At 62.5% G+C, this 25,016-nt stretch carries 27 protein-coding genes and 1 pseudogene; 22 read left to right on the forward strand and 6 right to left on the reverse strand.

Features of this window, described 5'->3' with window-relative positions:
* The first annotated feature begins 37 nt into the window (after positions 1-37).
* From QNJ43_RS14695 to QNJ43_RS14710, 4 genes and pseudogenes are all read left to right on the forward strand, one after another.
* A pseudogene (locus QNJ43_RS14695) lies at positions 38-771 on the forward strand (response regulator transcription factor).
* Positions 768-1,277 carry a hypothetical protein gene (locus QNJ43_RS14700; RefSeq protein WP_300471168.1) on the forward strand — a complete coding sequence of 170 codons (510 nt, stop codon included), beginning with the start codon at positions 768-770 and terminating at the stop codon, positions 1,275-1,277. Before QNJ43_RS14695 ends, QNJ43_RS14700 begins: the two are co-directional and overlap by 4 nt.
* A 54-nt stretch (positions 1,278-1,331) precedes the next feature.
* The gene (locus tag QNJ43_RS14705; protein WP_300471169.1) at positions 1,332-1,814 is read left to right on the forward strand and encodes a HAMP domain-containing protein; all 483 of its coding nucleotides are present in this window, start codon (positions 1,332-1,334) and stop codon (positions 1,812-1,814) included.
* Positions 1,814-2,158: an ATP-binding protein gene (locus QNJ43_RS14710; RefSeq protein WP_300471172.1), complete on the forward strand. Its 345-nt coding sequence runs from the start codon at positions 1,814-1,816 to the stop codon at positions 2,156-2,158. The genes QNJ43_RS14705 and QNJ43_RS14710 overlap by 1 nt, the downstream gene beginning before the upstream one ends.
* A 461-nt stretch (positions 2,159-2,619) precedes the next feature.
* On the opposite strand, the gene hutX is transcribed toward QNJ43_RS14710, so the two are convergent.
* Entirely contained in the window at positions 2,620-3,144 is a 525-nt protein-coding gene (hutX, locus tag QNJ43_RS14715; RefSeq protein WP_300471175.1) for a heme utilization cystosolic carrier protein HutX, read from the reverse strand.
* Between the two features lie 43 nt (positions 3,145-3,187).
* A complete protein-coding gene (locus QNJ43_RS14720) occupies positions 3,188-3,811 on the reverse strand; it encodes a hypothetical protein (RefSeq protein ID WP_300471176.1) in 624 nt (207 codons plus the stop codon).
* Between the two features lie 200 nt (positions 3,812-4,011).
* Here QNJ43_RS14720 and QNJ43_RS14725 point away from each other — a divergent pair, with 200 nt between their 5' ends.
* The 3 genes from QNJ43_RS14725 to QNJ43_RS14735 all read left to right on the forward strand — a co-directional run bounded on the left by QNJ43_RS14725 (position 4,012) and on the right by QNJ43_RS14735 (position 5,482).
* Positions 4,012-4,302, forward strand: a complete 291-nt coding sequence (locus QNJ43_RS14725) for a hypothetical protein (RefSeq protein WP_300471178.1) — start codon at positions 4,012-4,014, stop codon at positions 4,300-4,302.
* Positions 4,303-4,326: 24 nt separating this feature from the next.
* On the forward strand, positions 4,327-4,545 hold the full coding sequence (locus QNJ43_RS14730; RefSeq protein WP_300471181.1) for a hypothetical protein: 219 nt from the start codon (positions 4,327-4,329) through the stop codon (positions 4,543-4,545).
* A 382-nt stretch (positions 4,546-4,927) separates the two neighbouring features.
* Complete coding sequence (locus QNJ43_RS14735; RefSeq protein ID WP_300471183.1) at positions 4,928-5,482, forward strand: RT0821/Lpp0805 family surface protein; 555 nt, start codon at positions 4,928-4,930, stop codon at positions 5,480-5,482.
* A 366-nt stretch (positions 5,483-5,848) separates the two neighbouring features.
* On the opposite strand, the gene QNJ43_RS14740 is transcribed toward QNJ43_RS14735, so the two are convergent.
* Positions 5,849-6,322 (reverse strand): hypothetical protein, encoded by a 474-nt coding sequence (locus QNJ43_RS14740; protein WP_300471185.1) that lies wholly within the window; start codon positions 6,320-6,322, stop codon positions 5,849-5,851.
* On the opposite strand from QNJ43_RS14740, the gene QNJ43_RS14745 reads away from it, so the two are divergent.
* From QNJ43_RS14745 to QNJ43_RS14775, 7 genes are all read left to right on the forward strand, one after another.
* Positions 6,315-6,548, forward strand: coding sequence for a hypothetical protein (locus QNJ43_RS14745; RefSeq protein WP_300471188.1), 234 nt, complete (start codon positions 6,315-6,317; stop codon positions 6,546-6,548). The genes QNJ43_RS14740 and QNJ43_RS14745 overlap by 8 nt on opposite strands.
* Positions 6,549-7,007 (forward strand): hypothetical protein, encoded by a 459-nt coding sequence (locus tag QNJ43_RS14750; protein WP_300471190.1) that lies wholly within the window; start codon positions 6,549-6,551, stop codon positions 7,005-7,007.
* Entirely contained in the window at positions 6,992-7,162 is a 171-nt protein-coding gene (locus tag QNJ43_RS14755; protein WP_300471192.1) for a hypothetical protein, read from the forward strand. The genes QNJ43_RS14750 and QNJ43_RS14755 overlap by 16 nt, the downstream gene beginning before the upstream one ends.
* Positions 7,163-7,434: 272 nt before the next feature.
* Positions 7,435-8,643, forward strand: coding sequence for a c-type cytochrome biogenesis protein CcmI (gene ccmI / locus QNJ43_RS14760; protein WP_300471194.1), 1,209 nt, complete (start codon positions 7,435-7,437; stop codon positions 8,641-8,643).
* 112 nt (positions 8,644-8,755) lie between these two features.
* Positions 8,756-9,274: a cytochrome c maturation protein CcmE gene (gene ccmE / locus QNJ43_RS14765; RefSeq protein ID WP_300471196.1), complete on the forward strand. Its 519-nt coding sequence runs from the start codon at positions 8,756-8,758 to the stop codon at positions 9,272-9,274.
* Positions 9,275-9,444: 170 nt separating this feature from the next.
* Entirely contained in the window at positions 9,445-11,427 is a 1,983-nt protein-coding gene (locus QNJ43_RS14770; RefSeq protein WP_300471198.1) for a heme lyase CcmF/NrfE family subunit, read from the forward strand.
* Between the two features lie 27 nt (positions 11,428-11,454).
* Positions 11,455-11,973 (forward strand): cytochrome c-type biogenesis protein CcmH, encoded by a 519-nt coding sequence (locus tag QNJ43_RS14775; protein WP_300471200.1) that lies wholly within the window; start codon positions 11,455-11,457, stop codon positions 11,971-11,973.
* Between the two features lie 3 nt (positions 11,974-11,976).
* On the opposite strand, the gene QNJ43_RS14780 is transcribed toward QNJ43_RS14775, so the two are convergent.
* Positions 11,977-12,258, reverse strand: a complete 282-nt coding sequence (locus QNJ43_RS14780; RefSeq protein WP_300471202.1) for a hypothetical protein — start codon at positions 12,256-12,258, stop codon at positions 11,977-11,979.
* Between the two features lie 190 nt (positions 12,259-12,448).
* Between QNJ43_RS14780 and QNJ43_RS14785 the strand changes: the two genes are divergently transcribed.
* The 3 genes from QNJ43_RS14785 (at position 12,449) to QNJ43_RS14795 (ending at position 16,248) form a co-directional block, all read left to right on the forward strand.
* The gene (locus tag QNJ43_RS14785; RefSeq protein WP_300471204.1) at positions 12,449-13,948 is read left to right on the forward strand and encodes a Do family serine endopeptidase; all 1,500 of its coding nucleotides are present in this window, start codon (positions 12,449-12,451) and stop codon (positions 13,946-13,948) included.
* Between the two features lie 217 nt (positions 13,949-14,165).
* Positions 14,166-14,846: a response regulator transcription factor gene (locus tag QNJ43_RS14790; RefSeq protein WP_300471207.1), complete on the forward strand. Its 681-nt coding sequence runs from the start codon at positions 14,166-14,168 to the stop codon at positions 14,844-14,846.
* On the forward strand, positions 14,731-16,248 hold the full coding sequence (locus tag QNJ43_RS14795; RefSeq protein WP_300471209.1) for a HAMP domain-containing sensor histidine kinase: 1,518 nt from the start codon (positions 14,731-14,733) through the stop codon (positions 16,246-16,248). Before QNJ43_RS14790 ends, QNJ43_RS14795 begins: the two co-directional genes overlap by 116 nt.
* 217 nt (positions 16,249-16,465) lie before the next feature.
* Here QNJ43_RS14795 and QNJ43_RS14800 read toward each other — a convergent pair whose 3' ends face one another.
* Entirely contained in the window at positions 16,466-17,176 is a 711-nt protein-coding gene (locus QNJ43_RS14800; RefSeq protein ID WP_300471211.1) for a YiiX/YebB-like N1pC/P60 family cysteine hydrolase, read from the reverse strand.
* 261 nt (positions 17,177-17,437) lie between these two features.
* Between QNJ43_RS14800 and QNJ43_RS14805 the strand changes: the two genes are divergently transcribed.
* From QNJ43_RS14805 to QNJ43_RS14825, 5 genes are all read left to right on the forward strand, one after another.
* Entirely contained in the window at positions 17,438-20,416 is a 2,979-nt protein-coding gene (locus QNJ43_RS14805; RefSeq protein WP_300471214.1) for a bifunctional [glutamine synthetase] adenylyltransferase/[glutamine synthetase]-adenylyl-L-tyrosine phosphorylase, read from the forward strand.
* Between the two features lie 266 nt (positions 20,417-20,682).
* Positions 20,683-20,802 (forward strand): hypothetical protein, encoded by a 120-nt coding sequence (locus QNJ43_RS14810; protein WP_300471216.1) that lies wholly within the window; start codon positions 20,683-20,685, stop codon positions 20,800-20,802.
* On the forward strand, positions 20,799-20,984 hold the full coding sequence (locus tag QNJ43_RS14815) for an EF-hand domain-containing protein (protein WP_300471219.1): 186 nt from the start codon (positions 20,799-20,801) through the stop codon (positions 20,982-20,984). Before QNJ43_RS14810 ends, QNJ43_RS14815 begins: the two co-directional genes overlap by 4 nt.
* A 452-nt stretch (positions 20,985-21,436) precedes the next feature.
* Positions 21,437-21,844, forward strand: a complete 408-nt coding sequence (locus QNJ43_RS14820) for a hypothetical protein (RefSeq protein WP_300471222.1) — start codon at positions 21,437-21,439, stop codon at positions 21,842-21,844.
* Entirely contained in the window at positions 21,766-22,398 is a 633-nt protein-coding gene (locus QNJ43_RS14825) for a hypothetical protein (protein ID WP_300471224.1), read from the forward strand. The genes QNJ43_RS14820 and QNJ43_RS14825 overlap by 79 nt, the downstream gene beginning before the upstream one ends.
* Before the next feature lie 9 nt (positions 22,399-22,407).
* Here QNJ43_RS14825 and QNJ43_RS14830 read toward each other — a convergent pair whose 3' ends face one another.
* On the reverse strand, positions 22,408-24,831 hold the full coding sequence (locus tag QNJ43_RS14830) for a PAS domain-containing sensor histidine kinase (protein WP_300471226.1): 2,424 nt from the start codon (positions 24,829-24,831) through the stop codon (positions 22,408-22,410).
* Positions 24,832-25,016 lie beyond the last annotated feature (185 nt).

The raw sequence follows: 25,016 nt of genomic DNA on the forward strand, positions 1-25,016 counted from the left end.
AAAGGCCGGGCAGGATGAAAAAGAAGGAGATGCGGCGGTGCGACTGCTCGTCGTCGAAGACGATCCCGATCTCAATCGCCAGCTTTCGGATACCTTGCAGGAAGCCGGATACGCGGTCGATACGGCTGTGGATGGCGAAGAGAAGGCCATTTCGTTGGCGATACCGAGCTCCTTGGCGATACCGAGCCGTATGACGCGGTGGTGCTGGATATCGGCCTGCCGAAAATGGACGGCATCACCGTGCTGGAGATGTGGCGGTGTCTAACGGGCAGCACCATGCCGGTGCTGCTGCTCACCGCGCGCGACCGCTGGTCCGACAAGGTCGCCGGTATCGATGCGGGCGCGGACGACTACGTCGCCAAGCCGTTTCATATCGAGCAGGTGCTGGCGCGACTGTTGGCGATTCTTCGCCGCGCGACCGGACATGCCAGCAACGAACTCGTGTGCGGCGACATCCGTCTCGATACGCGCACCAGCCGCGTGACTAGCAACGGATCGGCGGTCAAGCTCACCTCGCACGAATACCGCCTGCTCTCCTACCTGATGCACCACATGGGCCGCGTGGTTTCGCGCACGGAGCTGACCGAACACATCTACGATCAGGATTTCGATCGCGACTCCAACACGATCGAGGTCTTCATCGGGCGTTTGCGCAAGAAGCTCGACACCGATCTCATCCAGACGGTGCGCGGTCTCGGCTATCGGCTCAATCCGCCCGACGGCGGTGAGGGCGACGAAGGTAACTCCCAAGGCGAAAGCGTTGCCAGGTGAGACGTCACAAGTCTCTGACCCTGCGCATGATCGCGACCGCGATGGTCTGGTCGGTCGTGTCGCTGCTGATTGCGGGCGGGGTGCTGGTTCACCTCTATTCCGGCGCGAGCGAGCGATTCTTCGATGAGCGTATCGATGTCTACGTGACCACGGTCATCGGCGCGCTGGCCAGTCTCGATTATGAAGAGAACGGCGAGCAGGAAGCTCAAGGGACGAGCAACGGCGCTACCAGTAACGGGGCAGCGAACAGCGCGGCGACGGCCGACGCCGGTGCGGATGCCGACACTGTTCCTTCATCCCTGGAACTTACCGGCGAGCCGCGTTTTCGTCTGCCGTTTTCGGGTTGGTACTGGACGGTCCGCGATGCGGAAAGCGGGCGCATATTGTATGCCTCCGCCTCGCTCCTGGGAGACGACGGTCTGACCCTGCCCGAGATCTCCTCATCAAGCGGCGTCTGGCGTGGATACGCCACTGGCCCGGGTGGCGAGAAGGTGCGCGTCAGCTAGCGGGCCGTCGGCTTCGGTCCGGGCAAGCGCTATATCATCGCGGTTGCGGGCGAGATGTCGGGCCTGATGGAACAGATTTCGACATTTGCCGGTCAGGTCGCGTTGACCTTTTCCGTCTTCGGTATCGGGCTTATCGGCGCGGTGCTTTTGCAGGTGTGGATCGGCACCCGGCCGCTGAAGCGACTGCGGGCCTCTTTTGCGGCCGTTCGCCGGGGCGATGCGGAGAAAATCGACGAGAACCTGCCCAGCGAACTGGCGCCTTTGGCCCTCGAACTCAACGCGTTGATCGCCTCGAACAAGGAAACGGTGGAGCGCGCACGCGGCCATGTCGGCAATCTGGCGCGCGGGCTCAAGACGCCGCTCTCCGTCATTACCAACGAGGCTCGCGCCGCCCACGGACCGCTGCCGACAAGGTTTCCGAACAGGCCGCGATCATGCGCATGCAGATCGAGCACCACCTGGAACGCGCCAGCATGGCCGCGCAGCGCCGGATGGTCGGCGTCACCACCGAAATCACGCCGGCTACCGCGCGCTTGATGCGCGTCATGGGAAAGATCCATGGCGAGCGCGAGCTCGATCTGGTGCTGGACGCCCCCGCCGGATTGCGCTTTCGCGGCGAGCAGCAGGATTTGGAGGAGATGCTCGGCAACCTGATTGATAATGCCTGCAAATGGGCGACGTCGACCGTCAGCCTCACCGTGCGACGGCACGAGGGAGAGAAGACGGAACGATCGATCCTGTCTCTTGTCGTCGCCGATGACGGCCCCGGATTGAGCGAGGCGGAACGCAAGATTGCGGTCGAGCGGGGCCGGCGCCTCGACGAAATGGTGTCGGGCGCCGGGCTCGGCCTGTCCATCGTGGCGGAACTCGCCGGGCTCTAAGGCGGACGGTTCGTGCCGGAGGAATCCGAACTCGGAGGACTGGGCGCCCGTCTGGAATTGCCCGCTGCCACGGACGATTTGTGAGCGCCGGGCGCGCGCTCGTTCGTCGTGTTGGCGATCCTTCGAGACGCCCGCTGACGCGGGCTCCTCAGGATGACGTTGTGTATGTTGCACGAGCCTTAAAAACCAACACCACGATAACGTCATCCTGAAGAGGGCCGTAAGGGCCGTCTCTAAGGATGGGCCACGCCGCCGAAACAGGTGACTGTTTACTTCAATCTCCAACATGCTTCGAAATCCACACTCTCCTCTGTCATTGCCCGGCGAAGTCCGGGCAATCCAGTGGGTTACGTCATATGCGGAGCGTGATGGATCCCCCGGACTTCGCCGGGGGATGACGATGGTGGGGCCTCGGGAAAGGGCGCGTGCGATGAGGCCTCAATCACACCCCACCGAACCGATCACTCCTTCGCAACCCCGGCGGCGAGCCGGTCGCGCAGGGCATCGAATGCCGTGACCTGACTGGCGTGCATCTGCCGTTCCTCATCCCTTCCCAGATAGATCTTGAACATGCAGTTGCTGGACTTGTTGAAGAACTGCAGGCATTTCGTTTGCGTGGTGAACAGAGGGCGCGAGACGAAGGCGATCATGCCGCAGTTCTCGTCCTTCAGATGACCGCCGATCGGGTCGCCGTGAAGGTTGAAGAAGCCGCGTGCCTTGCTGCCGTGCGGAAGCGAGCCTTTGGCCTCGAAAATCACGTCCTCGGTGTTGACGATGAAGGTGATTTCGCCCCACTCGGCGACGTTGTTCGTCACGGTTTCGAGCAGATCACCTGCAACGGAGGTCGCCTGATCGGCCGGAAGACAGCGGATGACATCGGCCGGAGAGACGCCCATTTCCTTGGCCACATATTCAAGAACCGCTCCCGGTTCCTCATCCAGTCGTCTGGAGATCTCGGCGTGTTTCGGCGACGTCAGGTCGGTCATGCGGGAAAGCCCTTTTTGATGGTGTCGATTGAGGGGAAAGCCGTTAGGCGGCGGGACGAACGTTTTGCCGGATCCATTGCAGCAGGTTCTGCGTCATGGTCGTCTGCCAGACGCGCCCGGTCGTTGTCAGCTGTGCCCAGCCGTTCGTCAGTTCCAGAAGTCCGCAGGTCTGCCACTGGTTGATGAGCGGGCGGACATGGCGCGGGGCGTCGATCCTGTGGTCGGCAAGCACCCGCTCAAGCCGGGCCACGTCGAGCAGGCCGACCTCCATTTGCGATTTCAGCTCTTTCAGGAAGTCGTAGCCCTGGAGAGAGCGCATCATGAAGCCGAGCGGCTTGCGCCCCTCTTTCACCGCTTCGAAATAGACGTCTAGATCGCTTGCAAGCCGGAATGAGACGTCGCCCAGAAACCCGCCCGCGCCGAACGCAAGGCAGTTGGCGCCAGACTTGACCAGCAGGTTGTAGAGATTGCACTCCCGCGTGGTGCGGCGCCAATGGCTCGTCGAAATGCTCTGCCAGCCGTGATCGGCCAGAACCTCATGGCCGAGGCGGTAGAAATGCCCCATTTCGCTTTGCTGCGGGCAGGGGGAAAGATTGCCCTTGGCGATGGAGCGCGCCAGCGGACTGTTGGGCAGCAGGTTGAGCGCGTAGAGATCGAAGCCGTCCAACCCCAGATCGGCTGCGATGGCAACGTCGTGCTCTTAGCCTTCCTGCGTCTGAGTGCGGTATCGAAGATCTGGACGCCCAGCGACAGCCGGTTGAAGCCCGCCTCGAAACAGGCCTTGGCCTTCTCGATCCCGAAACTGTAGATGCGGCCTTCTAGCGTGATCTCGCAATCGGGGGCCAGCGGGAGATATTTGCGCACCGCTTGGACGATGCGGGCGAGATCCTCTCCCTCCAGCGCGGTCGGCGTGCCTCCGCCGAAATGGACCGCGTGGATGGGGCCCTCGTTTTGAGCGGGACTGTCCTTGCCCGCCTGAATCTCCGCGATCAGCGCATCGGCATAGGTGCGGCTGCGCCCACTTCTCCAGGGTTTCTGGTAGAAGCCGCAAAACAGGCAATGATTCTCGCAAAAGGGAATGTGCAGGTAGGCGACGGATTTTCCGCACTGTGGCGTATTCGCCAATGTCTGCCAGGTCCGTACCATGTCGTCGCCTGAGATCGGGGCGGCGTTCATGGCCGGGTGAACGGCGGTCTTGCGGGCGAAGGCATTGGCCAGCGGATCGTCGCTGGGCGTGGTGAAAAGATCATTCAGCCGCAATACCTCGCGCGGCGGGGGAGCATGATGCGCGTGCACGGCGGCGGCGGATGCCGCTTTCGGCGAGCCCGAACTCATGCGCCGGCGATGGTCGAACGCGGATTCGGTGGTGGGTTTGTCGTCGCAAGTCACCGATCGAATTGACTCTTCCAGAAAAGGGGAGGGGGCCGTCCGCAGGGCGACGGCCAAGCTTGCAATATATCTTACATAAAAGACTCAAGTTTATAGAGTGACATTTCGCTTCTCGTCCCTGCAAGGGGAGTATCTGGTCAAGACAGGGGAGAGGGGGTTGGCGAGAGCGAGGCCCTCCATCCAGTCGAAAACCGGGAAGGGACGTATCTTGTATCGCGCGGTAAGCGGCCCACTTTAGCCACAAAGCTATGGGACTTCGCGCGCGTTTGCGCTGCGGCTTTCGTTTCGTTAACGGTGGTGGCGTTACCACGGAAAAGAGGCGAGCCGGCCACCGGAATTCCCGCGTTCGAGTTCTTTTGAACGTGTCCGGGATGTTTCGGCTCTGCGGAACGGAGTGATCCGCCTCAGGGTGAACAGCCTGAAAGGCGGGATGTTCCGGGCGGGCTTTCGCCACGCGATGCGGCACTGGATGGGGAAAATGATGCGGATTTTGAAGGTTGCGGTGGTGCTCCTGGCCGGGTTTGGCCTGGTTGCTTGCACCAATACAGGCCCGAAGGAAGGAATTGGCACGGTGGCGGGCACCGTTGCCGGCGGTGTTATCGGCAGTCAGTTCGGCGCCGGCTCCGGCCAGGCGGCGGCGACGGCGGCAGGTGCCGTCATCGGAGCGCTGATCGGCCAGGAGATCGGTCGTTCGCTCGACGAGCGCGATCGTCAGGAGGTTTACAACGCCCAGTACCGGGCGCTGGAATACTCCCGTTCGGGCCAGCCGGTTGAATGGCGCAATCCCGATAGCGGTCACTATGGCGAGGTGGTCCCGGGGCCGGGCTACATCATCAACAACGCCGATTGCCGGGATTACACCCACACGATCTATATCGACGGAAAGTCGGAAGTCGCACGCGGCACGGCTTGCCGTCAACCCGACGGCACGTGGCGTCCGGTCAACTGACCGAGGCGGGCGGGGCCGGATCATCGGCCTGCTGGCTACGTGATCGCCGGTAACATGATGAACGATGAAGAGGGAGCGGCCCGAACGGCCGCTCCCTTTTTGTTTGCGTTACGCATGGCAAAACATGCCGAAACGTCAAAATTGCGCAATCCGGCCTTTCCGATCGTTTCATTTTTACGGTTAGCGAAAGCTTTAGTTAAAAGTTGTCGGCCACTCTGGTGACGATGGGCCCGAGCGGTGCTTTCCGTTTTACCTGCCGCCCGGTGAGGAGGAATCAGGCCGTAGCGCCATTTGCAACGCGCGGCGGCTCCGCTTCGGACAGGAACACATGGTCGATCAGAGCCTCATGACGTTGAAGGTACGCTCCTAGAGGCCGCACGCCCGCTTCTGCGCAAGCGCGTCGCCGACGACCAGCCGCGCGCTCACCGTCAGAACCTGTTGAAGCGCGCCATTTTCCTGCCGCTGGAACCCTATCTCATCACCGAACAACTGCCGCAGAAGCTGGCAGGCCGTATCCGCCGTTGCTGGCTTGATGCGATATGGACCTGGGTTTTGCGCGACGTGATGCCGGACAGTATCGCCGAAGCGCAGGATCTGCTGGCCGAGAAGGGTTATGACGTCGAGGTCGTCGGGCGCACAGCGGACCGGCTGCGCAAGGTGATGATCGCGGCAATCGGCGACGTGCTGGTTGAGGCGAACGGCCCCGGCGTCGCGCATCAGCGTGTCGCCTATCGCGTCGGCGGTGAGGATCTGCTGGAAGAGCTCATCGATATTCACGGCATCCTGAAGGCCGACGCTGTTCTTGAAGGGTTCACCGCCCATCTTCCCCCCCGTGATCACCCGCCGCTCCTTCGCCACCCGCGAAGCATCCAAGATGCGCACGCAGGTGATCGATGCCCTCAAGACTCATCCCAGTTTCGTGAGATGGCTTTCCGCCATCCTGCTGTGGCGTTGCGACGATCCGGCCCTGCCGGTGCGCATCGCGGGAAGTGTGACGGGACTGACCCAGCCTTCCGCGATTCATTCCGACTTCTTCGCGCCTATGGTCGAGATGGCGCTGAGCTAATTGCGCCGTTACGTGCTGATGGCGCAGGAAGCGGTGGCGGATGCTGGCTCGAAGGATCCCGTCCACGGCATCGAATGGCACAGCGAAGCCGTCGTGGTCGCCGTGTCACGCTACCACGATCAGCTCCGCGAACTTCGCACCGGCATCGATCTGCGCGAGGTCGCCGAATGGCGCCGCAAGATGCTGAACATCAATCGCGACATGTCGGAAGTCCTCGCCGGGCAGATTTTCGAAGCTCACCGCCCGATTCACGACGCCCTGCAGGTGCCGGACGCCGACGAGGCGGGCAAGGTGCAGCTCAACGAGGTGGTCGCGGCGACCGCCTATCGCTCGCTGCGAATCCTCTATCTCGCTTGCAAGAGCCCGGATCTGCTCGCCGTCTCCGAGACGGTTAACCGCGCCCGCCGAGCCATCGAGCAGGTGCTGGACACGCCAGCAAGAAGTTGGTCGATGAACTGAGGTCTAGCGTCGGCCCGCGTCGCGAGGCCCTCAAGCTGACGCTGGAGCGCGCGATCTCCTATGCCGAAATCGTCTTCGGCGACGATTATGTCGAGATCCTCAAAAAGCGCCGTGCCGCGGTAATCGACGTCGATAAGCGACCGCTGGCAAGCTAGGGCGTGTCCCCATAAATGAGACGGATCCTGATCCCGCCCGACATGTTCTCCCCAAATGATGCCTTGTTGAAACGGCGTGCCTGACGCATAAGAAATACGCATATCCGCCGAAGTTACGTTACGGGCGACACATTGTCGCCACGCGGTAGGACGACGGATAGTGTAGAGCCGTTCTAAGGTGATTGGGGGGTTCGGACAGCGTTCCGGATTCTGACCGCCTTTCATCCAGTTGTCCCGCCCGACCCGGCCAATCTTAGGTATTTGCGCGCACCATGATGATCTGGTTTCTGTTCGCCGTCCTGACCGTTGCTGCCGCGCTGGCGATCCTCGTTCCTCTGGCGCGCAGACCCGACAAGTGGTCTGAAGGCGAGCCGGGCGAGGACAGCAAGCCTGATGTCGCCATCTACAAGGATCAACTCTCCGAAATCGAGCGTGACCTGGAGCGCGGCGATATCGAGCCGAAGGACGTGGAAGCGGCCCGAACCGAGATCGCGCGCCGTCTGCTCAAGGCCGCACGGACCAAGGAAGAGGCCGCTCCCGCCGACAAGGGCGGCCGCAGGTCTCTGGTCGCGGTGGCGATCGCGGTCGTCGGCGTGCCGGTGGTCGCGGTGTCGCTCTATCTGACGCTGGGCTCCCCCTCCATGCCGGACGAACCGCTGACCGCCCGCGTCATGTCCACCGATGACGGTTTCCATCAGTTCAGCGATCTCGTTGCCAAGGTCGAGAAGCGCCTTGCCGAAAAGCCCGACGACGGGCGCGGCTGGGACGTGATCGCGCCGGCTTATATGCGCATGGGCCGGGCGGCCGATGCGGCCAAGGCCTATGCCAATGCGATCAGGCTCGTGGGCGAGAACGCGCCGCGCCACGCCAATCAGGGTGAGGCCATCGTCGCCGCCCATGACGGGATCGTGACCGAGGACGCCCGCAAGGCGTTCGAACGGGCCGCCGCACTGGCGCCGAAAATGGTCAAGCCGCGCTTCTATCTCGCGCTGGGGTTCGGTCAGCAAGGCAAGAACGAGCAGGCCATCGCCGCCTGGGAGTCGCTCTTGAAGGACGCCGACGGCAACGAGGTCTGGGTGCCGATGGCGCAGGCCGAATTGCGCGGTCTGGGCGTCGACCCCGCCACTTTGGGCGGCAGCGCGCCCGCCGGGCCCATGGCGAGCGCTCCCGCGCCTCAGGCGCAGCAATCCGCGTCCGGCGAGGACCTGAAAGGACCGACCGTGGGCGATGTGGAAGCCGCAGGCGAGATGTCCGACGAAGATCGTCAGGCCATGATCCACGGCATAGTCAGCCAGCTCGACGAGCGGCTGAAGGAGCAGGGCGGCACCGTGGATGAATGGATCCGGCTGGTGCGAGCCTATGTGGTGCTGGGCGAGCATGAACTGGCGGATGAAGCCGTGAAGCGGGCACGTGCGGATCTGAAGGACGATCCGGACGGTCTGGAGACCATCGATGCGCTGGTGAAGCATCTGGGGCTTTGACGCGCGGCCGCGAGAGCAAAGGTCGACCTTCTCGCGGAGCAGGCGCGGCCCTATCTGTATGTGAGTGTTGGGCTGGAAGTCGGCCGGGAAAACGAGGACGAAGATAATGGCGATGACCCGCAAGCAACGGCGTTTGTCGATGATTGGTGGAGCAGGCGCGGTTCTGGCCGTTGCGGGCGGGTTGATCCTCTATGCGCTGAATGATGAAATCGTCTTCTTCCAGTCGCCGAGCGACGTTGCCGAGCACAACGTGCCGCACGGCCAGCGCATCCGTCTGGGCGGGCTAGTGAAGGACGGCTCGATCGTGAAGTATGGCGAGACGGTGCGCTTCGTCGTGACCGACGGCGGCGGCGACCTCACGGCCATTTATACCGGCACCCTGCCCGATCTCTTCCGCGAAGGGCAGGGCGTTGTGGCCGAGGGCAAGGTGGGCGATGACGGCATTTTCCACGCCGACACCGTGCTCGCCAAGCACGACGAGAATTACATACCCAAGGAAGTCGTCGAGGCGCTGAAGGAGCGCGGCGAATGGCAGATGGGCGCCGACAATCCGAAGGCGAAGGGCGCGCCCGCGCCCGACAAGGCGTCCCGGGCCGAGCCGCAGGACGCGGCAGTGAAACTGACGAATTGACAGGCTCCGGATGTGGAGCTTGAGACCGGGCTGAGGGTGGGCCACCCGAGAATCGAAAACTAGAGACCTCGGCAATCGCGCCCCAGCGACGAGGGGCGCGGCGGGAATGCAAAAGCAGCGGGTAGCCGCAAAACAGAATGAGCGGGCCGGAGCCCGGGGAGAGGGAACTGATGATCGTCGAGCTTGGCCATTTCGCGCTCGTTCTGGGGCTTGTCCTGGTGTTGGTGCAATCGGTGGTGCCGATCTGGGGGGCGCATACGCGCGACGAGCGGCTGATGTCGGTGGCCGCGCCTGTCGCAGGTGTTCAGTTCCTGATGGTGGGCCTCGCCTTCGCCGCGCTGACGATGGCCTACATCCAGTCCGACTTCTCCGTTCTCAACGTCTGTCAGAACTCCCATTCCGACAAGCCGCTGATCTATCGGATCTCCGGCGTCTGGGGCAACCACGAGGGTTCCATGCTCCTGTGGGTGTTGATCCTGTCGCTGTTCGGCGCGCTGGTCGCCGCCTTCGGGCGCACCATGCCGGAAACGCTGAAGGCCAACGTGCTGGGCGTTCAGGGCTGGATTTCGGTTGCCTTCCTCGCCTTCATCCTGTTCACCTCTAATCCCTTCATCCGCATTCCCAATCCGCCGATGGAGGGGCAGGACCTCAACCCGATTCTGCAGGACGTGGGGCTCGCCATTCACCCGCCGCTGCTCTACCTCGGCTATGTCGGCTTCTCCATCACCTTCTCCTTCGCCGCCGCCGCTCTGCTTGACGGACGTATCGATGCTGCCTGGGCGCGATGGGTTCGGCCCTGGATCCTGATCGCCTGGATCTTCCTGACGCTCGGCATCGCCATGGGGTCCTACTGGGCCTATTACGAACTCGGCTGGGGCGGCTACTGGTTCTGGGATCCGGTCGAGAACGCCTCCTTCATGCCGTGGCTGGCGGGCACCGCCTTGCTGCACTCCGCGCTGGTGATGGAAAAGCGCGATGCGTTGAAGGTCTGGACGGTGTTGCTCGCCATCCTCACCTTCTCGCTGTCGCTGCTCGGCACCTTCCTCGTGCGTTCCGGCGTGCTGATCTCCGTCCACGCGTTCGCCACCGACCCCTCTCGCGGCGTGTTCATCCTGGCGATCCTCGCCATCTTCATCGGCGGGTCGCTGTCGCTCTATGCCTGGCGCGCGCCACTTCTCAAGCAGGGAGGACTGTTTGCGCCGATCAGCCGGGAAGGATCGTTGATCCTCAACAACCTGTTCCTGACCGCAGCCTGTGCGGCGGTGCTGGTGGGAACGCTCTATCCGCTGGCGCTTGACGTCACCACGGGCGACAAGATTTCCGTCGGTGCACCCTTCTTCAACATGACCTTCGGGCCGCTGATGATCCCGCTGCTCATCGCCATGCCGTTCGGGCCGTTCCTGGCCTGGAAGCGCGGTGACTTGTTGGCGGTTGCACAACGGCTGATGATGGCGTTTGCGCTCGCCATCGTGATCGCGCTGGCGGTCGTCTGGGTGAAGGGGGCGACCAACGTCATGGTGCGGATCGGCATCGGCATCGCCGTGTGGGTGATGACCGGGGCGGTTTCGGAAATCGTCTGGCGCTCCAAGCTGAGGCGGGTGCCGCTCGGCCAGTCGTTCCGCCGCGCTGTCGGTCTACCGCGCTCCTCCTGGGGCACGATGGTGGCCCATTTCGGAATGGGCGCGACCATGCTCGGCATCGTCGCCGTTTCCGCCTGGCAGCAGGAAGTGATCACCGTCATGGCGCCTGGCGAGACCAAGGCGATCGGCGGCTATGAGCTGACCTTCGACGGTCTGAGCCCCAGCTCCAGCTCCAACTATCGCGAGGATATCGGCCACTTTACCCTACGCAAGGGCGGAGCGGTGGTCGCCGACATGAAGCCCGCCAAGCGCTTCTACATGGCCCGTCAGATGCCGACGACGGAATCCGCCATCGAGACCTTCTGGTTCAGTCAGGTCTATGTCTCGCTGGGCGATCCCAAGGAGGGCGGAGCCATCGTGGTGCGCGCCTATTACAAGCCACTGGTGACGCTGATCTGGCTGGGCGCCGTGGTCATGGTGCTCGGCGGTCTGCTGTCCTTGAGCGATCGCCGGTTGCGCGTCGGCGCGCCGCGCCGTGCACATCATGTCGCAGCGGCGGCTCCGGCTGAATAGGATTATTCTAGTGAAGGTATTGCGACGATGATTGGGACCTGTCAGATGCGCCGTCTTTGCCTCGTGCTCGCTGTTTCGTTGTTTGGCGTCGGGGCAGGCGGCCTTGTCGGTCTCGGTGTCACCACGGCTCAAGCGGTGGAGCCGGACGAGATCCTGAAGAACCCCAAGCTTGAGGCGCGCGCGCGCGATATTTCCGAGGGTCTGCGCTGCATGGTGTGCCAGAACGAGTCGATCGCCGAATCTAACGCCGATCTCGCCCGCGACCTGCGTCTGCTGGTGCGCGAACGGCTGGAAAAGGGCGATACGGACGATGAGGTGCGCAACTATCTGGTCTCGCGCTACGGCGAATTCGTCCTTTTGAAGCCGCGCCTGGAACTGAAGACGCTGCTCCTGTGGTTTGGCCCGGCTGGTGCGCTGGTGCTGGGAGCGGTGATCATATTCGTCAACTACCGCCGCCGCAAGCAGACAGCCGCTGAAGCTCCGGGCGCCGTGCCGCTCAATGATAAGGAAAAGGCGGAGCTGAAGCGGATCATGGGGGAGGGGTGAGCCTCACCCCGTGATGAGCGGTTCTTCGGCGACAATGCACAGCAACAAGTCCCGGCAAGAAAAAGACGTGTCAGTTGTTGCCTTGCGCAGGGCTTCCCCGAAAAGGTGCCATTCCCGCGCAGGCGGGAATCCAGCATTCCAAAGGTGTTGCGTTCCTGTTTCCGAAGCTGAATCCTGTGGTTGCTGGATCTCCGCCTTCGCGGGGATGACAATCGCAAGAGGGGCAGGCGACTGGAAGAAAAGCGTCCAGCTCTTTGCTGGCAAGGCGTTCTCCGAGACGCTCACTTGTCAGTTTTCCGACATTACCAATGTTTAATCCGCCCGAAAGGCGTCTGTAATCCGGCCTGCCCCATATTGACGGTCAAGCATGGAGCGAACGACCCCCTCCTCGCTCCAGCTTCCAGAATTTCAATATCGGAGCAAGCCAACGATGACTTGTGAAAACGATAAAAAGTCCCCCTCCGGCATCCTGCGCATGCGCCGCTCCAAGTTGATGGCTGGCGCGTTGGCGCTGGCGCTGGTCGGCGGCTTCACGGCGCAGACGATGATCCCCGGTCAGTTCGCTCTTGCCGATCCCGTCCATGTCGAGGATTCAGGCCCCACCGACTTCACCGGCGTCGTCAAGGCGGTTCAGCCCGCTGTGGTCTCCGTGATCGTGCGTTCCGAGGTCAAGCCCGTCGCCGACAACATGCAGGGCTGGAGCTTTGGTTTCGGCGGGGATGTCCCGGATTTCTTCCGCAACCTGCCGCCCAACCATCCCTTCAAGCGCTTCTGGAACGAGCAGCACGGCAATCAGGACAAGAAGGCCCCCAAGCATCACCGCTACGGCATGGCGCAAGGGTCGGGCTTCTTCATCTCCGATGACGGCTACATCGTCACCAACCAGCATGTCGTCGAAGGCGGCGACAAGTTCACGGTGAAGATGAACGACGGAACCGAATACGGTGCCAAGCTCATCGGCGCCGACGAGCGCACCGACCTGGCGCTGCTGAAAGTCGATGGCAAGGACCACAAGTTCACCTATGTCGACTTCGCCAACGATACGCCGATGGTCGGCGAATGGGTCGTGGCCGTCGGCAACCCCTTCGGTCTCGGCGGCTCGGTGACCGTAGGCATCGTATCGGCACGCGGCCGTGACATCGGTGCAGGCCCCTATGACGACTTCATCCAGATCGATGCGCCGATCAACCGCGGTAACTCCGGCGGTCCGGCCTTCAACACCAAGGGTGAGGTCATCGGCATCAACGCCGCGATCTATTCGCCCTCCGGTGGCAATGTCGGTATCGCCTTCGCCATTCCGGCGGAGACCGCCAAGCAGGTCATCAGCGAGCTGAAGAATGACGGCCACGTGGTGCGCGGTTGGCTCGGCGTCCAGATCCAGCCCGTCTCGCAGGATATCGCCGACAGCCTGGGTCTGAAGAAGGCGGAAGGCGCTCTGGTCGCCAACCCGACCGAAACCAGCCCCGCGGCCGAAGCCGGTATCAAGACCGGCGATGCCATCCTGTCGGTTGACGGCAAGCCGGTGAAGGGACCGCGCGAACTCGCCAAGGTGATCGCGGGCTATGAGCCCGGTGCTAAGGTCGACATCAAGATCTGGCGTGACGGCGAGGAAAAGACGGTCACCGTCGAACTCGGCAAGATGCCTGAAAAGCAGCAGGTGGCTTCCGCCGACAGCGGCGATACGCAGGGCACTGTCGGTGCTCTCGGCCTCGAACTCGCCAATGCCCGTGACGCAGAGCTCGACAGCGACGGCGTCGTGATCGGCTCGGTCGATCCCGATGGTCCGGCCGCTGACAAGGGCCTTCAGTCCGGCGACATCATTCTGGAAGCGGGTGGCGCCAAGGTCGAAACGCCCCAGGATGTCGCCAAGCAGGCCGAAGCGGCGCGCAAGGATGGTCGCAAGGCTCTCCTGCTCCGCGTCCAGCACAACGACGATATGCGCTTCGTGGCGCTGTCGCTGAAGAAGGACAGCTGAGGTCGTCTCGAGAAGAATTCGGTCGGAGGGATGAATTTCATGTCGCCCCCGACATCTCTTCCGACCAATCAGCGGCGGCGAACTTCGGTTCGCCGCCGTCTGTTTTTCACGGTGGAGAGTGGAGATGTGGCCCGTCTCGAAGGATGGACCCCAGCTTCCGCGCTCCCCTCCCAACACGAAACACACCTCTCGCGTCGCTTGATATAAGATGCCCGTCATGCGGATTCTCATCATCGAAGACGATCAGGAAGCGGCCGCTTATCTGATCAAGGCACTGAAGGAAGCGGGTCATGTGGCCGATCACGCCGGTGACGGCGAGACGGGCTTCGCCATGGCCTCGACGACCGACTATGACGTGCTCGTCGTCGACCGGCTGCTGCCGAAACGCGACGGGCTGTCCGTCATCGAAGGATTGAAGGCGGAAGGGAATTCCATGCCCATCCTCATCCTGTCCGCGCTCGGCCAGGTCGATGATCGAGTGGAGGGCCTGAGGGCGGGCGGCGACGACTATCTGCCTAAGCCCTATTCCTTCTCCGAGCTTCTGGCGCGGGTGGAAGCACTGGGGCGGCGCAAGCGGCCCGCGGATGCGGACACGACCTTCAAGGTCGGCGATCTGGAACTCGACCGGCTCACCCATTTCGCCTCCCGCGCAGGCCAGCCCATTGTTCTCCAGCCGCGCGAATTCCGGCTTCTGGAATATCTGATGAAACATGCGGGCCAGGTCGTCACCCGCACCATGCTCCTGGAGAATGTCTGGGACTACCACTTCGATCCGCAGACCAATGTCATTGATGTCCATATTTCGCGGCTTCGCGCGAAGATCGACAAAGGCTTCGAACGACCTCTCCTCCACACCATCCGCGGCGCGGGGTACACGATCCGCGACGACGCTCGGTAAGCTCGTCCGCACGACCGCCTTCAAGCTCTCGGTCGTCTATCTGGCGGCCTTTGCCGTCTTCGCGGTGTTCCTGGTCGTCTATATCGGCCACAACACCCAGCGGATGATGAACGAGCAGCTCAACGAGACCATCGAGGCGGAGGTCAAGGGGCTCGGCGAGCAGTACAGCCAGGGCGGCATCCGCCGTCTGATCGACGTCGTCGAGCGCCGTTCGCGCCAACCCGGCGCGAGCCTCTACATGGTCACCGACTATTCCGGTGACGTGATCGCGGGCAATGTCGCGAAGCTGAAAGGAACCATGCCGCGCGATCCGGAGATCCCCATCCAGATCGTGCGCTATCTGCGCAATGGCGCCGACGCCCAACCCCAGGAAGCGGCGGTGCGCGTCTTCGTGCTGCCCGGCGGTTTTCACATCCTGATCGGCCGCGACATCAGCGAGGGCAAGCGTTTTCGCGAGGTGATCCAGAGCGCGTCGCGCATCACCATCGCCGTGGTCGGCGTTCTGGCGATCCTGAGCTGGCTCTTCGTCGGCCGCCGCGTGATGAAGCGCATCGATGCGGTCTCAGAGACAGGGCGGCTGATCATGGAGGGTGATCTCTCCCGCCGTCTGCATGTCACCGGATCGGGCGACGAAATCGACCGGCTGGCGGAAAACGTCAACGCCATGCTGGAGCGCATCGAGCTCCTGATGCAGGGGCTGAAGGACGTTTCCGACAACATCGCCCACGACCTAAAAACCCCGCTGACCCGGCTTAGGAACCGGGTTGAGGCGGCCCTTCGTGAGGAACCGTCCGAGGAGGGCTACCGCGAGGCGCTGGAAGCGACCATCGATGAATCCGACCAGCTCATCCGCATATTCAACGCGCTCTTGAAGATCGCGCGCGTGGAGGCGGGCTCGCCCGACGGTGGGCTGGAACGGATCGATGCCTGCGAGATCGCGGCCGAGGTTGCCGAATTCTACGAGCCGGTGGCCGAGGACGAGGGCGTGACCTTCACCTCTGAGATCTGCGAAACCGCCCCGGTCGAAGGTTCGCGCGAGCTGATTACCCAGGCGCTTTCCAATCTCGTCGACAACGCTCTGAAATACGGTTTCCCGCCCAAGGCCGAAGGGGAGGAAGACGGCGAAAACGAGAAGAGCGATCTGCACATCGCCCTCTCGGTCGCCTGTGAGGGCAAGGAGGTGGTGTTGACGGTCGCCGACAACGGGTCGGGCATTCCGGAAGCCGATCATGACCGGGTGCTGCGCCGTTTCGTGCGCCTTGAGGAAAGCCGTACGGCTCCGGGCTCGGGGTTGGGGCTGTCACTCGTCCACGCGGTTGCCCGCCTTCATCGCGGCAAGCTGGAACTGGCCAACAATGCCCCCGGCCTCGCTGTCCGGCTGATACTGCCGAAGGTGGGGTGAGGAGACCGGACGTTCCCGGTGTCTTTGTGTGCCCCATCCTTCGAGACGGTCCTGCCGGGCTTCCTCAGGATGACGTCGTTTATACTGTTCATTTCTTCAAAAAAACAACACGATAACGTCACCTTGAGGAGCCGTCGCAAGACGGCATCTCGAAGGATGGGCCATGCAAAAACACCCGCCTCGTTCCACGCCTCCACGGTGACGATGACGAAGCATCTCAGTGCCCCTCGTCGAATGTGGAATAAACGCGCCTCATCCGCGGGTCGGCTGCAATGCTTGAAGGCGTGATGATCTGCTGGTTCCGGATCCGGGACCAGCAAGCCTCGGCATCAGGCGCGACGGTCTTGCACAGCGGATTGTGCTGCCAGTCGCGCAGGAACACGACCCGGCCTTCCGGCGTCTCACCTCCAAGCTCCCCCAATTGCAGAAGTTTGCCGATCCTGGCTCCGCCTTCCGCATAGGCTGTCCAGATGAGTTCGGCATCGTAGAACGCGGATTTCTCCAACCGGAAATAGGGATCGTAGGGCTTCAGATAGTGATGGTCGAACGCCGTCGTGATGGCGGGATGGTTGGTGTGGTGCGGGTGCTTGATACCGTTGAAACGATAGACCGCATACCGGTGCCCGACCCCGCGTTCAATGAACGCGTCGATCGGGGATTCGAAGACGCCCTCCCGCGGCGTGGCGTCGAGGATGTATGCACCGCCGCTTGTGTCCCGCATGATGCCGACATGTGTCAGTCGGCTGCCCGTTGCCTTTTTCAGGAAGGTGGCCAGAGGTCCCGTTGTCTCGATGAAAACGAGATCGCCGCTCTCCAGTCCCTCCCAGATCTCATAGGCATGGGCGAGGGCGGCGATACTGGTGAGGACGAAAAAGCCGAGAAATAGCGATCTCAAATGAACTGCGCGGAACATGACGGAAGAACTCATTTGTTGGAAATGCCGGGGTCTCAAGGCTGGGCCCTTGGGAGCTTTCTGGTGGAGGAGGAAAACCTACGCCGCGTGTTTGTTCAAGCGTGTTGGACCATTCCGGGGGATCGGCCGTGTCTCCGGTCATGGGGGGCCTGCCCGTTCTCCTCTTCCTTTCGTTAGGGATGACAACCGCCCTCGAAACTGGCAAAGCAGAGGCCAACGAAAACACGGGTTGGCGAGGAACGCATGAACCGGGCTGCGTGCGTTGAGGAGGAACGGGTGGAATCTGCGATTCATGCCGTGCTTGGCAACGGATCGCTGGCAGCCCGCATCGATATCGTGCCGCAAATCCATGAAGGCGGCCCCAACGGCGAGGTCATCAACGATCTGATCGAGCGCGCCGGGGAAGAGGCCGAGCGCCTTCAGGCGCTGCTCGATGAAGACGACGCCCTCAAACCGTTCCTCTCCGGTGTTTTCGCCAATGCGCCTTACTTGCGCGATCTCGCCATGGCAGAACCTTCGAGGCTCGCGCGCATTCTGGAAAGCGATCCGGCGGATTTCGTTCTCGCCCTTTTGGAGTGCGTGCGGACGTTGAGGCCGGACAGTCAGGCCGCGCTGGAACATGATCTGAGATGCGCCAAGGCGGAAGCCGCGTTGGCCGTCGCTCTGGCTGATCTTTCCGGCGCTTGGCCGTTGGAGCCGGTCACCGCATCGTTGAGCGCACTGGCCGATGCCGCACTCGACGCCACGATCCGATTTCTCCTCACCGAACTGAGCGAGCGCGGCAAGTTCAAGCCTGTCGACCCGGAAGATCCGGCAAAGGACAGCGGCTGGATCGTGCTGGCCATGGGCAAGCACGGGGCAGAGGAGCTCAACTACTCCTCCGATATCGACCTGATCGTGCTCTACGATCCGCACGTCGCCCCCTTGGCAGAGGGCGTCGAGGCGCCGGTTGAATTCGTCCGCCTCACCAAGCGGTTGGTGAAGATCATGCAGGAGCGCACCGCCAACGGCTATGTCTTCCGCACCGATCTCCGGCTGCGCCCCGATCCCGGCGCAACACCGCTCGCCATGAGCGTTCCTGCGGCCCTGATCTACTATGAAAGCATGGGCCAGAACTGGGAGCGTGCAGCCCTGATCAAGGCGCGCCCCTGCGCCGGGGACAAGGAGGCCGGTCGCATCTTTCTGCACGATATTGCGCCCTTCATCTGGCGCAAGCACCTCGATTTCGCGGCCATCGCCGACGTGCATTCCATCAAGCGCCAGATCAACGCCCACAAGGGCCATGCGGCGATCGCGGTCTCCGGTCACAACGTCAAGCTCGGGCGCGGCGGCATTCGCGAGATCGAGTTCTTCGTCCAGACTCAGCAGTTGATCGCGGGCGGGCGCAACCCGCGGCTTCGCAACCGGCGCACGCTGGAAATGCTCAAGCGGCTGTGCGCCGAAGGGTGGGTGGATGACGAGGCGCGCGCCGAACTCGACGATGCCTACCGCTTCCTGCGCGCCGTCGAACATCGCATCCAGATGGTCAATGACGAGCAGACCCAGACCCTGCCGGAGATCGACGAAGGCTTGATGCGCATCGCGGCCCTGATGGGGTTCTCGAGCCCGGAGCCTTTTGGCGACGCGCTTCGGATCCGGCTGCATGTGGTTCAGAAGCACTATGCGGATCTGTTCGAAGCGGAATCGGAGCTTGCCTCCGAACTCGGCAATCTCGTCTTCACCGGCGACGACGACGACCCCGACACGTTGGAAACCCTGTCGCGCATCGGCTTCAAGCGGCCTCTCGATGCGATCCGGATCGTCAAGTCATGGCACTTCGGGCGCTATCCGGCGACCCGCTCCGCCAAGGCGCGCGAACGGCTGACGGAACTCCATCCCGCCCTCATCGATGCTTTCGGTTGCACGACGGGCGCGGATGCTGCGCTTTCCTCCTTTGACCGGTTCCTGTCCAAGCTACCCGCAGGAGTGCCGCTGTTCTCGCTGCTTTACGCCAATCCGCATCTGCTGTCGCTGCTCGCCACGATCATGGGCGAGGCGCCGCGTATGTCGGAAATCGTGTCGCGGCGGGCGAGCGTGCTCGATGCGATCCTCGATCCGAGTTTCTATGAGGACATGCCGCGCGAGGCCGATTTCGCGGCCCGGCTGGAGACGACGCTTGCTCTAGTGCGCTCTTATGAGGATGCGCTCGACCGTGCGCGCATCTTCGGTCAGGAGCAGATGTTCCTGATCGGCGTGCGGCTTCTGTCCGATACGCTCAATCCGGGGCAGGCGGGCCGTGCCTATACAAGGCTTGCCCGCGTGCTGGTGCGCGCGCTTCTGGTGCGCGCCGCCGACCATCTGGCGGAAGCCTCGGGCCGGGTGCCGGGCGGCGAGGTGGCGGTGCTCGCCATGGGCAAGCTCGGCGGCTTCGAGATGACGCCGACCTCCGATCTTGACATGATTCTGCTCTACGACTATCCGGACGATGCCGCGTCGTCGGACGGTCAGCGTCCGCTCTCTCCGTCTCAATATTACATGCGCCTGACCCAGCGCCTCGTTGCCGCCATTTCCGCCCCCACGGCCGAAGGCACGCTCTACGAGGTCGATTTTCGCCTGCGTCCCTCCGGCAATGCGGGGCCGCTTGCCACGCGGCTTTCCGCCTTCTCCGTCTATCAGTCGGAAAGCGCCTGGACCTGGGAACACATGGCGCTGACCCGCGCCGACGTGATCGCCGGGGATGAGGCGTTGCGCGACAAAGTGAAGGAGGTCATTCGCGAGGTGCTGTGTCGCCCGCGGGATCTCGAAAACCTGCGGCTTGACGTGGCCGACATGCGGGCGCGGATCGAGGCGGAAAAGGGCTCCAGCGACATCTGGTCGTTGAAGACGGTGGCCGGCGGGATCATCGATATCGAGTTCATCGCGCAATATCTGCAGCTTGCGAATGCGGCCGAGCACCCCGAAATTCTGACGCAGATGACGGAGCAGGCGCTCGGCCGGGCCGCGGAGTTTGGTCTTCTGTCGGCGGGCGATGCGGACATTCTCGCTCCTGCCATCCGCCTCTACCACACGCTGACGCAGATTCTCCGTCTGTCGGTGGGGGAGGGATTCGATCCTGAAGCCGCGCCCGCCGGGGTGCGTGATCTGCTGGCCCGGTCCGTCCATCTGACGGATTTCGCGCGGTTGGAGGATCAAGTGCGGGAAACGCAAGGCGCTGTTCGGGCCACTTTCGAGAGGATTATTGGCCCAATAATTCTGCGGGAAACAATAGAAAAGTAATTCTGAAGAGCCGGTTCATCCGGGGTTCAACCGAGCCTTGTCATATTGCGGACGTATTAAGCATCGGGGACATCGATGCAAGAGGAGCCACGCAGACTATGACAAAGAAATCGAACAAGACCCTTACTCGCGCCTTTGTTCTCACGGAAACCGCTGTTGTGGTAGCGGCCTCCGCCTTCGCAGGTGTTGCACTGGCTCAGGGCAAGACACCTCCGGGCCAGCCGGGCGCCGGTGGTCCTGGTGAGCCAAAGGCAAACATGTTCTAGATGATGGACGTCAACAAGGACGGCAAGATCTCCAAGGACGAATTCGCCGGCCGTGTCAGCCTCTTCTTCGCGCGCTTCGACACCAACAAGGACGGGACCGTTTTACCCAGGAAGAAGTGACCGCGGTCTTCATGAAGCGCATGCAGGCCCGTGCCGCAGATCGGATTGCCCGGTTTGACGCAAACGGCGACGGCAAGGTTTCCAAGGAAGAGTTCGACGCCTATCGCGGCAAGCGCTTCGCGCTTCTGGACCGCACCGCAACAATGACGACGTCGTCGATGCCGAGGAACTGCGCGTCATGATGCCAATGGTGGCCAAGGGTGACCGTGGTGGCTGGGGCGGACCTCGCGGCGGTGGCTTCCATCACAACTGGAACCGTCCGTGCGGCGGCCCCGGCGAATGACGGCGGACCTGCCGATCAGTAAGATCGGCTTGTGTCGAGATTCAATCCGAGAAGAGGGGCCGCGACAGCTGCCCCTTTTTTGTCTGGATATTTGTCCAGTACAATGCGAATAATGGACATTTAAATCAATGCGATAAATACTTATATTCACGTTGGGGCAACGGGTTTCGAGGATCCGCACATATGGACGGAAAGAGGGGTGGAGCGTGGGCAGGCAAAGGCCGCGGCAAGGATCCGGACGGCTTTCCGCTTGGGTGGATGCGTCACTTCCGATGATCGGCGACAGCCAGAAAAATGCGGCCGACTGGTAGCGTCGCTTCGGAATGGCGGAACCCCTATGATCTCGGGAGCGTGCCGCAGGACGGAATCGATCACTGTGCGGCCGGTATCGATGTTCGCTACTACGACGCCGACTTCGTGCGCACGCAATACGACGCGCTCGCGATCCCCTACTGCGCCGACCCGTTCTCCGACGAGATTTCCGACCTGATCCTTGAGGCCATCCATTGCCGTGTCCCGTATTCGGTCATCCGCATCGGCGACGGCGAGGCGAATATCCTGGCCTTTGGGCGCTATTGTGGGACACACATCTCGATCGCTTCTGTTTCGCAGCCTCCATCCTCAAGCGATATGACCGGTTCCAGCTGGGCGAAGTGTGGTTTTCGCTCCTACGGGACCAGATGGAACTGGTGGTGGAACAGGCTGATATCGTGGGTGTGCTGGGGCTGTGGCGTCCGCCCCTCGAGGACGACCCGCTGACCCGGGATGCGGCTGCGAAGACAATGACGGCACTCAGGGGAACGGTCGGCCACTGGCGCGGCGTGGACCTGATGCTTCGGCGGGCCCGCGAGACGGGATTTGAGGGGCAGATCCCGGTGACGCAGCACCTCTATTTTTATTTTGGCGTTGCGCGCAACGTCGACAGGCTGATCGCGGCCGCATCGCGAACGATCTGCCTGACCAATCGCGGAATGGTCGTTGAGCGGTTACGCGCGCGCAATCCGGGTGCCTCGATTGATTGGATCCCAGTCGGGGCGACGACACCCGGCCGGGTGCACCTGACGGCGCCGGATTTCATCGGGACAACGGAAGTGGCCCTGCCGCAGGATCTGACCGGTTGCCTGTGTCTCGTCGGTACGGGGGTATGGGCGGAAGGCTATTGCACCACGATCAAGCGCAGGGGCGGGGTAGCGGTCGATCTCGGCAGCGGCTTCGATCTGCTGGATGGCCGTCTCTCGCGGCCGACGCATCGCATGGTTCCCGCCCATGTGGTGGAGGAACTGCTGCCGGAAGGCGCAAGTATTGAAGAATGAACCGGCGGGTCAGATCGCCTGACGACGTCCGCCTGCGGCGGCTTCGACGGTCTTGTCGCCCTTGTCATCCGCACCCGGCCACAGCTTCTGCTGCTTGACCGGCAACGTCACCGTGACGGTTGTGCCGATCCCGACCTTGGACTTGATTTCCATCGTGCCGTCGTGGAGATCGACCAGAGACCGCGCGATGGCGAGCCCGAGGCCGGAGCCCTGATGGCTCTTGGTGAACTGGTTTTCCACCTGCACGAAGGGGCTCGCCAGCCGGTTGATGTCCTTCTTGGCGATGCCGATGCCGTTGTCGGTGATGTCGATCGCCACATAGGCCTCGCCGTTGCGCCGGGCCGCCACGGTCATCTCGCCGCCCTTCGGCGTGAATTTCACCGCGTTCGACATCAGGTTCAGCAGGATCTGCCTGATCGCCTTGCCGTCGGCATTGATCGACAGGTCGGCATCCACATCGCGCGAAACGGTGATTTCCTTGGCATCCGCCTCCGGCGAGATGACGCGGACCGTCTCGTCGATGAAGTTGGCGAGGTTCAACTCGTCGAAGGAGAGATCCAGTTGCCCCGCCTCGATCTTCGACATATCGAGAATGTCGTTGATGACGCCGAGCAGATGCGTGCCGGACTTGTAAATGTCGCGGCAGTAGTTGCCGTATTTCTCCGAGCCGAGTTCGCCGAACATGCCGCCCACCATGATTTCGGAGAAGCCGATGATGGCGTTGAGCGGCGTGCGCAGTTCGTGGCTCATATTGGCCAGGAATTCCGACTTGGCGCGGTTGGCGTCTTCGGCGCGGGTCTTTTCCTCGGCGTATTTCTCCGCCAGTTCGACGAGCTGCTGCGCCTGGTATTCAAGCTTCTGCCGCGACTGGCGCAGATCGGCGACGGTTGCCATCAGCCGCCGCTCGCTGTCCATCAGCTTTTCTTCGTGCAGCTTGCGCGCCGTGATGTCGGTGCCGACCGACACGTAGCCGCCGTCCTTGGTGCGGCGTTCGGAAATCTGCAGCCAGCGACTGTCTTCAAGCTGCGCCTCGTAGAAGCGCGATCCGGCGGGCAGGCCGTCGGCGGGATCGATATGCGCGGTCACGACGGGCTGACGCGCATTCTGCATCACGTCCGTATAGGGCATGCCTGCGTGAATGCGCGAGGCGGGCAGGTTGTGCAGCTCCATGTAATTGGTGTTGCACATGACCAGCTCGTTGGCGGAATCCCACAGCACGAAAGCTTCCGAAATGGTCTCGATGGCGTCGCGCAGGCGCAGATCCGCCGTACGTGAGGATTCCTCAAGCTGGCGCTGTTCGGTGACGTCGACCACGATACCGATCAGATGCGGGGAGGCAGCACCGGGTTCCTGCGCGACTTCGGCGCGTGCCCGCGTCCAGATCCAGGATCCGTTGGCATGGCGCATGCGGAACATGCGGTCGACCGTCGTCTCGCCGGTTTCCAGAAGCTCGGAGGCGATTTCGTAGAGATTGCCGTCTTCGGGGTGCATCAATGCGGCCCAATCGGCAAATCCCACCAATTCATCGCTGGGCGGCAGGCCAAGAATCTCGTACATGCTCTCCGTCCAGAACATTCGGCCCCGGCCGAGGTCCCAGTCGAACAGTCCGCACCTGCCGCGATTGAGAGCCGTTCCGATACGCGTGGTCGCCGCCTGGTAGATCTCGTCCGCCTGTTCCGCGCGCGCCGCCTGACTGTAGAAGGCGTAGATGAGCACGATCAGGACGGACGAGGTGCCGACGAACAAGGTGACCGTGGCGTGCAACGAGGAGCGCCGGCCGGCGAAGATGTCATCGACCGATTGCACGACCGCGACCATGCCGAGCTTGCTGTCGAGATGCTGAACGATGGCCAGAACCTCGTTGCCGTTGGCTTCCGTGATCTCCAGAACCCCGGCCCGCGCTCCGAACGTGGTGAGCGGCTGGTTGGGACCGAGCAGCGAGATTAGCGAGCGCTGCTCGAGGTCGGGACGCGAGGGTTGCGAGGCAACGACCGTGCCTTCCGGGTTGGTGACCAGGATCTGTCGGCCGAAGCTGGTCGCGCGCGGCGGCAACGATTGGGAAAGCTCGTTGCGCAACGCGATCTGATAGCCGACTTCGTGCAGGTTTTCTTCGGTGCTGGAAAGCCGGGTTGCGAGGGTGGTGGCGATCAGGGTGAGATCATCGCGCGCCCGCGCTTCCGTCTCGGCGTGATCTCCGGACATCTCCACGCCGCGGTAGTAGGCGAGAGAGGCGACGAACAGAAGGCTCAGGACCGGAATTGCGCGCCGAAGGAACCCTTCGGTGGAAACCAAACGGGCATAGGCCGGGCGCGCAAGCAGCCGGATATGGCCGGTCAGCGTCGTCTTCGGCGATCGGGCGCTGGCGGCCTTCCATTGTCTGGAAATAAAGCCAAAACACCGCCCTGTCGCGTTGCCTATATAGGCCCGCGCCATTCGGTATTCCTTCAAAAATAGTTGTCAGCCTCGTGGATTCGATGTACGTCGCACGTCCGAACCAGGTTCATTTGAATCCACGCGAATCGTCTTGTCTAGAGTCCGCAGACAAAAAATAATCTACGGCTCCAGACAGGGCTTAACCACTCGCGTTAACCATGAGCGAAGAGCTGGCAACGCCAATT

The sequence above is a fragment of the Breoghania sp. genome, from assembly GCF_030066895.1.
Lineage (GTDB): Bacteria > Pseudomonadota > Alphaproteobacteria > Rhizobiales > Stappiaceae > Breoghania.

What these genes read in the sequence shown, in the direction of transcription:
- QNJ43_RS14705 (WP_300471169.1), top strand. Translation starts at nt 1,332, where the DNA reads ATGTCGGGCCTGATGGAACAGATTTCGACATTTGCCGGTCAGGTCGCG.
- QNJ43_RS14710 (WP_300471172.1), top strand. Translation starts at nt 1,814, where the DNA reads ATGCGCGTCATGGGAAAGATCCATGGCGAGCGCGAGCTCGATCTGGTG.
- hutX (WP_300471175.1), bottom strand. Translation starts at nt 3,144, where the DNA reads ATGACCGACCTGACGTCGCCGAAACACGCCGAGATCTCCAGACGACTG.
- ccmI (WP_300471194.1), top strand. Translation starts at nt 7,435, where the DNA reads ATGATGATCTGGTTTCTGTTCGCCGTCCTGACCGTTGCTGCCGCGCTG.
- ccmE (WP_300471196.1), top strand. Translation starts at nt 8,756, where the DNA reads ATGACCCGCAAGCAACGGCGTTTGTCGATGATTGGTGGAGCAGGCGCG.
- QNJ43_RS14770 (WP_300471198.1), top strand. Translation starts at nt 9,445, where the DNA reads ATGATCGTCGAGCTTGGCCATTTCGCGCTCGTTCTGGGGCTTGTCCTG.
- QNJ43_RS14775 (WP_300471200.1), top strand. Translation starts at nt 11,455, where the DNA reads ATGATTGGGACCTGTCAGATGCGCCGTCTTTGCCTCGTGCTCGCTGTT.
- QNJ43_RS14785 (WP_300471204.1), top strand. Translation starts at nt 12,449, where the DNA reads ATGCGCCGCTCCAAGTTGATGGCTGGCGCGTTGGCGCTGGCGCTGGTC.
- QNJ43_RS14790 (WP_300471207.1), top strand. Translation starts at nt 14,166, where the DNA reads ATGCGGATTCTCATCATCGAAGACGATCAGGAAGCGGCCGCTTATCTG.
- QNJ43_RS14795 (WP_300471209.1), top strand. Translation starts at nt 14,731, where the DNA reads ATGTCATTGATGTCCATATTTCGCGGCTTCGCGCGAAGATCGACAAAG.
- QNJ43_RS14800 (WP_300471211.1), bottom strand. Translation starts at nt 17,176, where the DNA reads ATGAGTTCTTCCGTCATGTTCCGCGCAGTTCATTTGAGATCGCTATTT.
- QNJ43_RS14810 (WP_300471216.1), top strand. Translation starts at nt 20,683, where the DNA reads ATGATGGACGTCAACAAGGACGGCAAGATCTCCAAGGACGAATTCGCC.
- QNJ43_RS14825 (WP_300471224.1), top strand. Translation starts at nt 21,766, where the DNA reads ATGGAACTGGTGGTGGAACAGGCTGATATCGTGGGTGTGCTGGGGCTG.
- QNJ43_RS14830 (WP_300471226.1), bottom strand. Translation starts at nt 24,831, where the DNA reads ATGGCGCGGGCCTATATAGGCAACGCGACAGGGCGGTGTTTTGGCTTT.